The following is an 11709-nucleotide window of genomic DNA, read 5'->3' on the forward strand; positions in this document are numbered from 1 at the left end:
GGGAGGCGGTCAGTGGCTGAGGTAGGCGAGAAGGTCGTGGCGGGTGAGGATTCCCACCGGGGCGCCGACGAACGTCACCATCACTGTGTCGACGTCGGAAAGCAGCTCGCGGGCGGCGGAAATGGTTTCGAGCGAGCCGATGACGGGCAGCTTGTCCCCCATATGCTCGGCGATCTTGTCCGTCAGCTTGGCTTCCCCGCGGAACAGTTTGGCAGTCAGCGAGCGTTCATCGACGGCGCCCAGCACCTCACCCATGACCACCGGTGGCTCCTGTGACAGGACCGGGATATGGCTGACGCCGAACTCGTTCATGATGTTGATGACGTCGCGGACGCTCTCATTGGGATGAATGTGCACCAGGTCAGGCAGCTCCCCCGTTTTGGACTTGAGCACCTCTCCCACAGAGGTTTCCTCCCCGCCGGACAGGAAGCCGTAGGAGCGCATCCACTTGTCGTTGAAGATCTTGGCGAGGTAACCGCGGCCCGAATCGGGCAGGATGACCACTACCACCGCGCTCTCCGGGAGGTCCCGGGCGGTCTGCAGGGCGGCAACAACGGCCATTCCCGATGACCCTCCCACCAGGAGCCCCTCCTCGCGGGCCAGGCGCCTGGTCATGGCAAAGGAGTCCCCGTCAGTGACGGCGATGACGTTATCGGGGACGGCTTTGTCGTAGTTGGCGGGCCACATGTCCTCGCCCACACCCTCGACGAAGTAGGGCCGTCCGGTTCCGCCTGAATAGACCGAACCGGCGGGGTCCGCCCCGATGATCCTGACCCGGCCGCCGTCGGACTCGGAACGGTCAGCCGAGATCTCCTTGAGGTACCGCCCGGTACCTGTGATGGTGCCGCCGGTTCCTGCGCCGATCACCACATGCGTGACCTTGCCGTCGGTGTCCTGCCAGATTTCCGGGCCGGTGGTCAGGTAGTGGCTGCCCGGGGCGGCCGGATTGGAGAACTGGTCCGGCTTGTAGGCGCCGGGGATCTCCGTCACGAGCCGGTCCGAGACGCTGTAGTAGCTCTGTGGGCTGTCAGGCGCGACGGCGGTGGGAGTGACTACGACCTCCGCACCGTAGGCCTGGAGGACTGCGCGTTTGTCCTCGCCCACCTTGTCCGGCACCACGAAAATGCACTTGTAGCCCTTTTGCTGGGCTACAAGTGCGAGTCCGACTCCGGTGTTCCCGGAGGTTGGTTCCACGATGGTTCCGCCAGGCTGGAGTTTGCCGCTGCGCTCGGCGTCCTCAATCATCTTGGCCGCGATGCGGTCCTTGATGGAGCCGCCGGGGTTCAGGTACTCGAGTTTGACCAGGACGGTAGCCCTGATGCCTTCGGTGACGTGGTTCAGTTTGATCAGCGGGGTGTTGCCGATGAGGTCCAGGATGGACTGGGCATACTTCATAGGTACAAAGTTACCGCTAGTCCCGTGCATCGCATTGGTCGGCCACACCCCCTTCTTCCCGGCAGTGCACTGATCCCTACCCGGCCGGCCGCTGGTCGGCCGCCGCACTCTGTTCGCTGGGCGAGGCGTTCTGCCACAGCCCCATGAGATTTCCTTCGGTGTCACGGAAGTACGCCGCAAAGCCCATGTCCATTACTGGCTGCTTGGGGGAAACCACCGTGCCGCCGAGGCCTGCGATTTTGGCCAGGGAGGCGTCGATGTCCTCAACGTCCACGGTGATGACGGGGACTGTCAGCTCCCCCTCCTTCTTGAACATTCCGCCGTTGATGGAGCCCGGTTCTTTTGGCAGGCCCTGCTCATCGGAGGGGGTTGTCATCACCATGTTGTAGTCCATATCCGGCACCGGACTGATGTCCCAGCCGAAGGCGGAACTATAGAAGTCCCGGGCACGGTCCTGGTTCTCGGTGGGTATTTCGAAATGCACAACTTTTCCAGCCATGTGATTCACCTGACAATTCGAAAAGGCCTGGCACGGGCGGTCCGCGCCACACGCAAATTCTAGTCTCGGGGCCCTTTTCAGGTAAGCGGCCGGAGGGCCCTGCGGAGGGAAATGCCACCCCTTGGACGTCCGCTAATTTGCTGTCAGCACAGCCACACTGCTGTAGAAAGCGTGGATGTCTTCAGACAGGGCCTGCGGCGACTCATGGGCTGCGTAGTGGCCGTGTTCCGGGTAGACGGTCCAGGCGGCAATGTTGCTGTGGTCACGCTGGGCGAAGCGTCGGATCGACTGGAAATCCCTGCCGCCAGCGGCCAGAGCGATGGGTACCGTGGTTGGTCCTTCCGTGTGCTCCTGCGTCTTGGCCATCTCGTAGTAGAACCGCAGTGACGAAGCCATGGTCCGCGTAAACCAGTAGATGGCGACGTTGGCCACAACGAAGTCGTCATCCAGATCTTCGCCCAGAAGCTGGCTGTTCCAGCCGAGAAGGCCTGCTGGCGAGTCGGCAAGTGCGTGGGCGAGTGTCTGCGGAGCCTGGGACTGCAACTGGTTGAAAGCACCCATATTCTCCCAGAACCACTTCAGGTGCTCAATCGCGGACTCCTCCTCGGGCGTCAGATCGGCAAATTCTGCGGGATCCCCGGTGGGGAAGGAAAAGAGTTGGGTGACGTGCACCCCGATGACATGGGCGGGATCGAGGCGGCCGACCTCCGGGGAGATGATAGAGCCGCCGTCATTTCCAACCGCCCCGTAGCGTTCGTATCCGAGCCTGGCCATCAGTTCAACCCAGGCCCTGGCCACGCGGTATTGGTCCCAGCCTCGTTCCTTTGTGGGGCCGGAGAAGCCAAAACCGGGAGTGGACGGAACCACAACGTCATAGCCCGCGGCCACGAGAGGGTCGATGATGTCCAGGTATTCAACAATGGATCCCGGCCAGCCGTGGGTCAGGATGAGCCCGATCGCGTCGGCTTTACCGCTCCTCACATGCAGGAAGTGGACATTCTGCCCGTCAATCTCCGTGGTGAACTGCGGATAGCTGTTCAGCCTTGCCTCGAAACCACGCCAGTCGAAGGTCTTGCGCCAGTGGGTCAGGAGATGCTGAACACGGGCAACTGGAACTCCATAGGCAGCGCCGGAGTCGGGGAGCTCGTCCGCCCAGAGTGTCCTGTCCAGCCTGGCGTAGAGATCGTCAAGCTCGGACTGGGGAACATTTACCTTGAAGGGGTGAATGCTCTGGTGTTGGGGGGCCATTTCCGGGTTGGTTGCTTCCATTTCCATGGTGTTCTCCTCGGGCGGGAATCTATTTGGCTTCCGAAACGGAATGCTTCATTCCGTTATTGCCACTCTAACGGAACGAAGCGTTCCGTTCAAGTGGTATTCTGGAATTTATGAGCACTTCGTTGGAGCCCACCGGTTCGCCCAGCCAGTCCACACCGGGGCTTAGCGGCCGCCGTGCAGAGGCAGCCCGCAATGACCACACCATCCTCGCGGCCGCCCGAAGCGTCTTCCTGCAAGACCCCCAGGCCCCTGTTTCCGCGGTAGCAAGGGCGGCCAGCGTCGGCATCTCGGCGCTCTACAGGCGGTATCCAGGCAAGGAGCAGCTCCTCCAGAAGCTCTGTGCTGACGGCCTCCACACGTTCATCTCGATCGCAGAGCGGCACGCGGACGGACAGCCGGATCCTTACACGGCGCTGAAGGAGTTTGTTCGAGGAATCGTTGATGCGGACGTCCACGCCCTGACTGTCAAGCTTGCAGGAACCTTCACCCCAACCCCTGAACTTGGCGAGCTTTCGACGCGTGCAACACTGATGGCGCAGGCGATTTTTGACAGAGCTGCCGAGGCCGGCACGTTGCGCCCGGGCGCGGACTCCAATGACATTCCCATGATCTTTGAACAGCTCACGGCCATCCGCTTTCAGGATGAGGCGCGAACTGCTGCCCTTCGGCACCGGTACCTGGACATTCTGATGGACGGACTTCGGGCGCATCCCGCGGCCGGCACTCTTTCCGCCCCTCCTCCCACCGACGCAGAGCTCGGCGAGCGCTGGGTCCCGCGGCAGGAGGCCTGAGGGGGCACATGTTCTGGCACCCGCTGCCCCGTCCGCAATCCTGTCAGCCGGGCGTGGGAGCATAGTCATGTGACCCCTGCTCCTCCGTACACAGGCTTGGCGCCTGTCGCCGCGTTTGCCGACGCTCCGGCCTTTCCCGCGGGGACGGCGACCGCCGGCGGGGCAAGGGCCGCCGACGCTTCGGTGCAGTGGTCACCAGACGGGGACTACGACCTCCTCCAAACACTCGGCATCCTTCTGCGCGGAAATTCAGACCCGGCCGCCAGGATCCGGCGTGATGGATATTGGATGGCCTTTACGACGCCGGACGGCCCGGCCACCCTGCGCCTCTCACCCTGGGCGTCCGGTTCCGGCACCGTAATCGACGCTGCCGCATGGGGTCCTGGATGCGCTGCAGCGTTGGACGGAGTTCCGGCTCTGCTCGGGGCCGGGGATGACTGGTCCGCTTTTGATGAACCGGCGTTCCACGCCACGCTTCCTGCGCTGGTGGTTGAAGCCCGACGCCGGAACAAGGCCGTGCGTTTGCCCTCCACCCGTCGGGTCATAGATTCTCTGGTGCCCACGATTCTGGAGCAGAAGGTCACCGTCATCGAGGCCCGCCGCGGCTACCGCTACCTCATGTACCGGCACGGCACCCCAGCCCCCGGCGCCGGCACCTTTGCCCCCGCCGGGCTCCTGGTCGCACCCACTCCCGAGGCATGGCTCCGCATTCCGTCCTGGGAGTGGCACCAGGCGGGAGTGGGACCCCAGCGGTCCGCGACCGTCATGCGGGCGCTGCGCTCCGCCGTCGCGCTTGAACGCCTCGCCGCACTGCCGGCCGTGGAGGCAGCCCAAAAGCTGCAGACCATCCCGGGAATCGGGGTGTGGACCGCCGCCGAGGTAGTGCAGCGGACGCACGGCTGCCCGGATTCCATCGCCGTGGGTGATTACCATCTCGCGGCGTACGTCGGCGCAGCTCTGACTGGCCGGAGAACGGACGACGCCGGCATGCTGGACCTGCTGGCGCCCTGGAAGGGGCACCGCCAGCGTGTAGTCAGGATGATCGGGCTGAGCGGCTTCCGCAAACCCACGTTTGGGCCCCGAATGACCATCCAGGACCACCGACGGCACTGAGCTCCCCGCCTCATCGACAATCACCATCAGCAGGGCAGGAGAGTTCTCCCCATCACTCCCTCGCCCGCAATAGCCTAGGCTTCAATAGGATCAGCAGCAGGACACCGGGGGAAGCATGGCAGGCATTTATGGGGCAGACGTTGCCCAATTGCGGGCGCTTGGCAAAGAATTGAACGACGCTTCAACAGCGATGGCGTTCGCGAAGCGGGTGTTGTCCGCACATGTCCAAGCTTCCGCTGCCTGGAAAGGCGCCGATGCCGACAACTTCCGCAGGGATTGGAATACGCAGCATCGTGCGCTCCTCGAGAAGGTTATCCAGGATCTTGCATCCGCCGGCAAGGTGGCCAAAGCCAACGCTGATGAGCAGGAAAAGACCAGCGCAGTATCAGGAAGCGGCCGCGCCATTGGCGGTGCAGGCCAAGGCAACAGCAACCCGGACACGCCTGCGGGACGCGCAGATCATTCCATTCCCCGGCACCCGGACCAAGGGCAAGCGGACCTCAGCCATGAGCAATTGGAGAAGCTGAAAGGCCTCGTGAGGGATGCTGGAGTGAACAACGACTTGTTTGAAGGCAACGACAACGACGTCAACGAGCTCCGGGATGCTCTTGCCGACTTGAAGCCTGCCCAGCTGGACCAATTTCTGAAGACATTGTCCGACGACGAGCTTACAAAATTGGCGGAGGGTTCCGTCTCAGACGGCAAAGGACTCTTCAACTGGGAGGGAACCACGCCCTTCGAGAAACACCAGCTCCTGGACCAGCTGCTGTCGAAGGCCTCACCGGAACAGGTGGACCGCCTCAGCAGCCTTATCCCCTGGGCGCAGCCCGACGGCCAAGCCAACGGCGACGCTGCGGCTCCGGGAGGGGCGCAGGGTGATGCATCCAATAGCTGGCTGACTCCTGATTCAGCCGTCCTCGGCGAGCGTCAGGGGAAGAACGACATCGACCAGGGCAACTACGGAACCTGTGTGGTCATGTCTGCCGCGGGAGCAATCATCAATAATGATCCCTCCTGGGCAAAGGAACACGTGACGGACAACGGCAACGGCACCGTATCAGTCAAGCTCTACGACAAGAACGGCGACGGGCAGTGGATTACAGTCACCAAGGATCTGCCAGCCAAGGAAGATGGCACTCTGAAAGGGGCCCAGCCAACGCCGGGGGGCAACTGGCCAGCCTATGTTGAAAAAGCTCTCGCTCAGGTTTATACGGATGATGATGCCAACGATCCCGAGGACGGACAAGGCAATCCCGACATCGCCCGGCCCCCGGGCAGCTACAGGGCCATTGAAGGGAACTATGGTCCGGATGTCTCTGCTTACCTGACCGGAACGCAGGGTGAGCAGACCGAGGACGCCGACAAACTGTGGACCGCGGCCGCCAACGGCCAGCCGATCATCGTGACCACGCAAAGTGAGTATCCAGCGGATCCGCCAGTGGGCTACGTAGCCGGTCATGCCTTTTTCGTCGTTGGGTCCAAGGACGGGTACATAGAACTCCAGAATCCCTGGAGGCCTACAGCGGACCATATTTTTATGTCCAAGGATGATTTTAAATCCAAATTCAGCGACGCCACGATCATGGCCAAATGACAGCGGCCCGCTGGCTCACAGCTTTCCTGACCGTCCTGCTCGTCACCTCGTGCGCCGAGCAGCCCATACCCTCAAAGGATCCGACCATGACAGCCGAATGCACGGAATCCGGTCACTATCTTCTGAATCAGGCAATCGATGTATCCACACCGAGTCTCCCGAAATCAGCCAAAGGAAGGGCGCACACGCCCGAAGTCGGGCTGATGGGCATTCGTTTCCGTGATGTACCGCCAACAGTGACCATCCAGATGATCTCTCCGGAACCCAGCGGGGAACCGATCGAGATCCGCGATCTCAAGGTCGGCGACGAAGCGACATACGCCGGTTACACCATCAGGATCACGGCCATTTGCGAGCGAACGGCAAGGTTCGACCTCGTCAACCAGCCTGACTCGTAGGGCCGCCCAAGCTCAGCGGACGGAAGCTGTCCTGATGCCCGTGGACGCCCTCGCGGTATGGGTATAGCGTGACTCCAGAGAGTCCCGCAAGCCCGGAACCAGAGCACTAGCAGCACGCATTCTCTGGAGTCACTCATGATCCACACGGACAAACTCAGCAAGAATTTCGTCGTCAAAAAGGAAACCGTAGAGGCGGTCAAGGCCGTCAACATCGATGTTGCCCCGGGCGAGCTGGTCGCTTTCCTGGGCCCGAACGGCGCCGGCAAGTCCACCACCCTGCGGATGCTCACAACCCTTCTGAGACCCACCTCCGGAACAGCGACCGTGGCGGGCGTGAATGTGGTCTCGGATCCGGCCGGAGTGCGGGCACGCATCGGGTACATTGGGCAGGGAAACGGCGGCGGGCACAGTTTCCGGGTGATCGACGAACTCATCATGCAGGGCCGCTTCTACGGGATGAACACCGCTGACGCCAAGGCGCGGGCAGAGGAACTTCTGAAGTCCCTTGATCTCACCGACCTCGCCAAGCGCACCGTGATCAAGTTGTCCGGCGGCCAGCGGCGAAGGATGGATGTGGCGCTGGGGCTGATGCATTCGCCGCGGCTGCTGTTTCTGGATGAGCCGTCCACCGGCATGGATCCGCAGAACCGGGCCAACCTCTGGGAGCACATTACGAGGATGCGCGCCGAGTACGGCACCACCATCGTCCTCACCACGCACTACATGGACGAGGCGGACACGATGTCCGAGCGCGTCATCGTCATCGACCACGGACAGATTATTGCCGACGACACCGCTGCCCGGCTGAAGGCGAATCTCGCAGGAGATCTGCTGGCTGTTGAGGTTGCAGCAGGTTCGGCCCAGGACGTCAGGGGGCTGCTGGGCCGCGCCGCGGCGGGCGGCGAACTGCAGGAAAACGCGTCCGACGGCGTGGTCCGCTTCCGCCTGCGGCTCCCCGAAGGCGCCCGGCTGGCGCCGGCGCTGTTGAAGGAAATGAACGACGCCGGCGCTCCCGCACAGTCCTTGGAACTGAAGCCTCCCACGCTGGACGACGTGTTCCTGGAGCTGACCGGCCGCAACCTCCGGGAAGGAGCGAACCGCTGATGGCTGTTGGAACCAGCCAGGACGTCATTAAGAAACCTGGCCTCTTCCAGATTTTGAAGGACACCCGCTATGTCTTCTGGCGCGAAATGCTGCTTCCGCTGCGGGATCCGTTTTCGCTGATCTTTTCGCTGATCCAGCCCCTCGTTTTCCTTGGTCTGTTCGGCCCGCTGCTGGGGTCCGCGGTAGGAGCGCCTGCTTTTGGCGGCCAATCAACCCTTCAGTGGTTCCTTCCGGGTGTGGTGGTCATGATTGCGCTCTTCGGGACATCGATGACAGGTTCGAACCTGCAGTATGAACTCATGACCGGTTCCTATGAGCGGATCCTGGCCACTCCCCTGTCCCGCTCGTCCCTGATGATCGGGCGGGCGCTCAAGGAATGGGCTCCACTGGTGGTGCAGGGGCTGCTGATCGCTCTCGCGTGCATACCGTTCGGTTTTGTCTTCTACCCGCTGCATGTGCTTTTCGGGTTGGTCATCCTGGGGATCTTTGGAATCGGGCTTGGAGCGCTGTCCTACGCCCTGGCCTTGGTATCCCAAAGCAAGGAATGGATTTTCTGGGCAGTGCAGCAGACTCTGCTGTTCCCGCTGATGATTCTCTCCGGCATCATGCTCCCCGTCGAGGCTGGGCCTGACTGGATGAAGACGGCCAGCCTGTTCAACCCGCTAACCTACCTCGTCAACGCGGAACGCGAACTGTTCGCCGGGAATGTCGGAACGGACACGTTGGCGGGCCTGCTGGCAGCCGTGGTGAGCGCCGCCGTCGGACTTTTTGTGGGCGTGCGGACAACCAACCGGAACATCAAGTAGGGGGATTGCCGTCCTCGTGGATCACTGCGTTGCCGTCGCTCTGCAGGAACGCGAGCACCGCAGCAACACGGCGGTGTATCCCCGTCGCGGGGAGGCGAAGTTTGGTGAAGATCGCGTTGACGTGCTTCTCCACAGTGGAGGACGAGAGGTAGAGCGACTGCTCGATGCCGGCGTTCGTCCTTCCCCGCGCCATCTCCCGCAGCACGTCGAGTTCACGAGGCGACAATTCGGAAAGCGGGTTCGCCGCGCCTGCGCTGCGGCGCCGCACGAGCGTGTCGACGATCTGTGGGTCGATGACCGAACCGCCCACTTGCACCTCACGGAGCGCGTGCACGAGGTCCTCAAGGTCGCCAATGCGGTCCTTCAGCAAGTATCCCAGGCCCGCCGAACCGTCGGCGAACAGCGCGAGCGCATAACTTTCGTCAGCGTGCTGCGACAGCACCACCACACCTGTGTCCGGATGTTCAGCCCGTATCGCGCGCGCCGCCTCGATGCCTTCCATATGGTGGCCGGGCGGCATGCGGATGTCAGTTAGCACGGCGTCGGGAGAGAATCGACGCACGGCATCAAGCAACTCGACAGCGTTGCGGTGCAGGCTATGACGTCGATTTCGCCGGAATCCTCGAGCAGACGACGGAGGCCCTCGCGGACGAGGTAGTTGTCCTCGGCGATCACGACGCGCAGCACGCCCGAGTCATCCACTGCGATCTGCCTTCCGCTCCACGGGGAGCTCTACCAGCACGATCGTGCCGGACGCGTCACTGCCCGAGACGTTCACAGTACCCCGCAGCGCCGCCACCCGGTCATGGATGTTCGCCAGGCCGCCGCGCGGGGCGGGCACGAGGGTGCCGATGCCGCATCCATCGTCGATGATCGCGACCTGCAGATGCCCGTCATTCCGTACGAGCTCAACTGAGGCCAGGGTGGCACCCGAGTGCTTCGCGGTATTTGCGAGCGCCTCCCGCACAACGTAGTACGCCGTCGTCTCCACGATCTCCGGGAACCGTTCGCCGCGTACGCCTTCACCCGCTTTAACGGTCAACGGGATCGGGAACCTCGCCACGCTCGATTCGATGGCCGCCACGAGGCCGTTATCGCTTAATACGGGCGGGTGGATGCCGTGCGCGAGCTCCCGAAGGTCGGTGAGCGTTTCCCGTGCCTGGTCCTGCAGCCTGGAGAGCTCCACCGCTGTCAGCTCGCCCCGCTGCAACCGGTTACGGGCAAGCCGGAGCCCGGCGACCTGGGCAACGACGTTCTGCTGGATCCCGTCGTGGAGGTCCCGCTCCAGGCGCCTGCGTTCGTCGTCCTGTGCGGCGACGAGCCGCTCCCGGGAGGCAGTCAGCTCGTCGAGTTGCTCGGCGAGCTGGGCCGTGAGACGCACGTTTGCGACCGCCGTCGTGGCCTGACCTGCCACCGTGCGCAGCAGGGCGCCCTCGGCCTCACTGTAGTCCCCTCGACGGCGGGGGCCGAGCTCGATTCGGCCGAGCGTCTCATCGCCCCTCACCAAGTCGAACGAGTCGACTGGCTCCCCGCCCGCCTCGCCGGCGGCACCCACTGGGGACTCAGCGAACATGCCGTCGGGTCCGGACAGCTTGATCCGCACCCATCCGGCGTCAAGACCGTCGCGTACCGCGGCGGCCAACCGGGTGAGCAGTTCACGGGGGTCTACCGCCTGATCCAGCTGGGTGCCGAGCTGGCTGAGCAGCATCAACTGGCGTTCACGGTCCCCAAAGACGGCGCGCTGGATCCACCGCCTTAGCCACCCGCGCAGCGGCAGCATGCAGACGGCGAGGAGCGTGGTCAGCAGGATCGCACCGGTGGCCGAAAGGCTGCCGGCGAGCAGCACGGCCGGCGTCGCGGTTGCGACGCCGAAGAGGACAGTGATCAGCAGGTTCGACGAGCGGGAGACCAAACGTCCACGGTCGTTTGGTGCGATGTCAAACGCGCCATACCGGAGTATGCCGTGGATGGCCGCGAGGGGCATAGCGGCCAGCGACACGAAGACTGCGACCGTGGTGATCCAATTCGGCGGGCCAAACGTCCAAAGGACAAAACTGACCAGTGCCGCAGTGACAACCCAGGTCATGACGCGCATACGTGCACGAACTTCGACATCGCCGAAGAGCGCGCGCCAGTAGAACACGCCAAGTCCCAGCAACATGCTCGGCCAGGGCTGATAGATGGCGTAGTGCACAGCAGGGGCGGCCCACTCCAGCCCGGACAGGAAGAACGGATTCGGAACAGCCCCGCTGATGCCGACATATGGCTGCATTACGACGTGCGGGGTTGTGAGCAGCGTCAGCGGGCCAACCAAAACCGGCAACCAGACGAAAGCGACCGCGATCCGTTGCCATCGCCGCTCCGGGTTACCGGTCGGGTATGTAGCGAATAAGGCCAAGAAGGCTGCTGTAGCCACTGCATCCGCCGTCAGCCCGACCATGTTGAAGAGCGGGAACCACGGTTCCTGGATCAACGCAGCATTCCGCTGCACGAAGGTCTCGCATGCGGAGCCGACAGCCATTGCGGTCGATGCCGTCGCAAGAAAGACGGCGGACCGAGACGACGAGACCGTGAGCAGCCAGATGCCAAAGACGAACGTCGGCAGCACGCCAAGTAGTGCCCAGCCGAGCCCATGGTTCCCGGTTGATTCGACAAATCCACGGATGATGACGACGTAGAGCAGCGAGGCAGCTCCAATCGGAGCCAGCATTGCAGGCAATCCCCATCTGCGGAA

Annotated in this window: 11 protein-coding genes; 6 read left to right on the forward strand and 5 right to left on the reverse strand. The window is 63.1% G+C overall.

Translation table 11 applies throughout. The features are described 5' to 3' along the window. Window positions 1–9: 9 nt before the first annotated feature. From MU551_RS07080 to MU551_RS07090, 3 genes are all read right to left on the reverse strand, one after another. Window positions 10–1395 (reverse strand): cystathionine beta-synthase, encoded by a 1386-nt coding sequence (locus tag MU551_RS07080; protein WP_247041971.1) that lies wholly within the window; start codon window positions 1393–1395, stop codon window positions 10–12. A 76-nt stretch (window positions 1396–1471) separates the two neighbouring features. Beyond that, window positions 1472–1894: a VOC family protein gene (locus MU551_RS07085; RefSeq protein WP_247041973.1), complete on the reverse strand. Its 423-nt coding sequence runs from the start codon at window positions 1892–1894 to the stop codon at window positions 1472–1474. Between the two features lie 132 nt (window positions 1895–2026). After that, window positions 2027–3169: an epoxide hydrolase family protein gene (locus tag MU551_RS07090; protein WP_247041975.1), complete on the reverse strand. Its 1143-nt coding sequence runs from the start codon at window positions 3167–3169 to the stop codon at window positions 2027–2029. Between the two features lie 110 nt (window positions 3170–3279). Here MU551_RS07090 and MU551_RS07095 point away from each other — a divergent pair, with 110 nt between their 5' ends. The 6 genes from MU551_RS07095 (at window position 3280) to MU551_RS07120 (ending at window position 8975) form a co-directional block, all read left to right on the forward strand. Continuing rightward, window positions 3280–3960 carry a TetR/AcrR family transcriptional regulator gene (locus tag MU551_RS07095; protein ID WP_247041977.1) on the forward strand — a complete coding sequence of 227 codons (681 nt, stop codon included), beginning with the start codon at window positions 3280–3282 and terminating at the stop codon, window positions 3958–3960. Window positions 3961–4143: 183 nt separating this feature from the next. Then, window positions 4144–5073: a DNA-3-methyladenine glycosylase family protein gene (locus tag MU551_RS07100; RefSeq protein ID WP_247042351.1), complete on the forward strand. Its 930-nt coding sequence runs from the start codon at window positions 4144–4146 to the stop codon at window positions 5071–5073. A gap of 115 nt (window positions 5074–5188) precedes the next feature. After that, complete coding sequence (locus MU551_RS07105) at window positions 5189–6667, forward strand: calpain family cysteine peptidase (protein ID WP_247041980.1); 1479 nt, start codon at window positions 5189–5191, stop codon at window positions 6665–6667. Then, complete coding sequence (locus tag MU551_RS07110; protein WP_247041981.1) at window positions 6664–7065, forward strand: hypothetical protein; 402 nt, start codon at window positions 6664–6666, stop codon at window positions 7063–7065. The genes MU551_RS07105 and MU551_RS07110 overlap by 4 nt, the downstream gene beginning before the upstream one ends. A gap of 135 nt (window positions 7066–7200) precedes the next feature. Continuing rightward, window positions 7201–8169, forward strand: a complete 969-nt coding sequence (locus MU551_RS07115; RefSeq protein WP_247041984.1) for an ATP-binding cassette domain-containing protein — start codon at window positions 7201–7203, stop codon at window positions 8167–8169. Further along, a complete protein-coding gene (locus MU551_RS07120) occupies window positions 8169–8975 on the forward strand; it encodes an ABC transporter permease (protein ID WP_247041986.1) in 807 nt (268 codons plus the stop codon). Before MU551_RS07115 ends, MU551_RS07120 begins: the two co-directional genes overlap by 1 nt. On the opposite strand, the gene MU551_RS07125 is transcribed toward MU551_RS07120, so the two are convergent. After that, complete coding sequence (locus MU551_RS07125) at window positions 8968–9549, reverse strand: response regulator transcription factor (RefSeq protein ID WP_247041988.1); 582 nt, start codon at window positions 9547–9549, stop codon at window positions 8968–8970. The two genes, MU551_RS07120 and MU551_RS07125, sit on opposite strands and share 8 nt — an antisense overlap. 120 nt (window positions 9550–9669) lie before the next feature. Further along, window positions 9670–11685 carry a sensor histidine kinase gene (locus MU551_RS07130; protein ID WP_247041989.1) on the reverse strand — a complete coding sequence of 672 codons (2016 nt, stop codon included), beginning with the start codon at window positions 11683–11685 and terminating at the stop codon, window positions 9670–9672. Between the last annotated feature and the right edge of the window lie 24 nt (window positions 11686–11709).

Source organism: Arthrobacter rhizosphaerae, assembly GCF_023062595.1.
GTDB classification, from domain to species: Bacteria; Actinomycetota; Actinomycetes; order Actinomycetales; family Micrococcaceae; genus Arthrobacter; species Arthrobacter rhizosphaerae.

Coding starts and splice junctions, on each gene's coding strand:
- MU551_RS07080 (WP_247041971.1), bottom strand. CDS start 1,395: ATGAAGTATGCCCAGTCCATCCTGGACCTCATCGGCAACACCCCGCTG.
- MU551_RS07085 (WP_247041973.1), bottom strand. CDS start 1,894: ATGGCTGGAAAAGTTGTGCATTTCGAAATACCCACCGAGAACCAGGAC.
- MU551_RS07090 (WP_247041975.1), bottom strand. CDS start 3,169: ATGGAAATGGAAGCAACCAACCCGGAAATGGCCCCCCAACACCAGAGC.
- MU551_RS07095 (WP_247041977.1), top strand. CDS start 3,280: ATGAGCACTTCGTTGGAGCCCACCGGTTCGCCCAGCCAGTCCACACCG.
- MU551_RS07105 (WP_247041980.1), top strand. CDS start 5,189: ATGGCAGGCATTTATGGGGCAGACGTTGCCCAATTGCGGGCGCTTGGC.
- MU551_RS07110 (WP_247041981.1), top strand. CDS start 6,664: ATGACAGCGGCCCGCTGGCTCACAGCTTTCCTGACCGTCCTGCTCGTC.
- MU551_RS07115 (WP_247041984.1), top strand. CDS start 7,201: ATGATCCACACGGACAAACTCAGCAAGAATTTCGTCGTCAAAAAGGAA.
- MU551_RS07120 (WP_247041986.1), top strand. CDS start 8,169: ATGGCTGTTGGAACCAGCCAGGACGTCATTAAGAAACCTGGCCTCTTC.
- MU551_RS07130 (WP_247041989.1), bottom strand. CDS start 11,685: ATGCTGGCTCCGATTGGAGCTGCCTCGCTGCTCTACGTCGTCATCATC.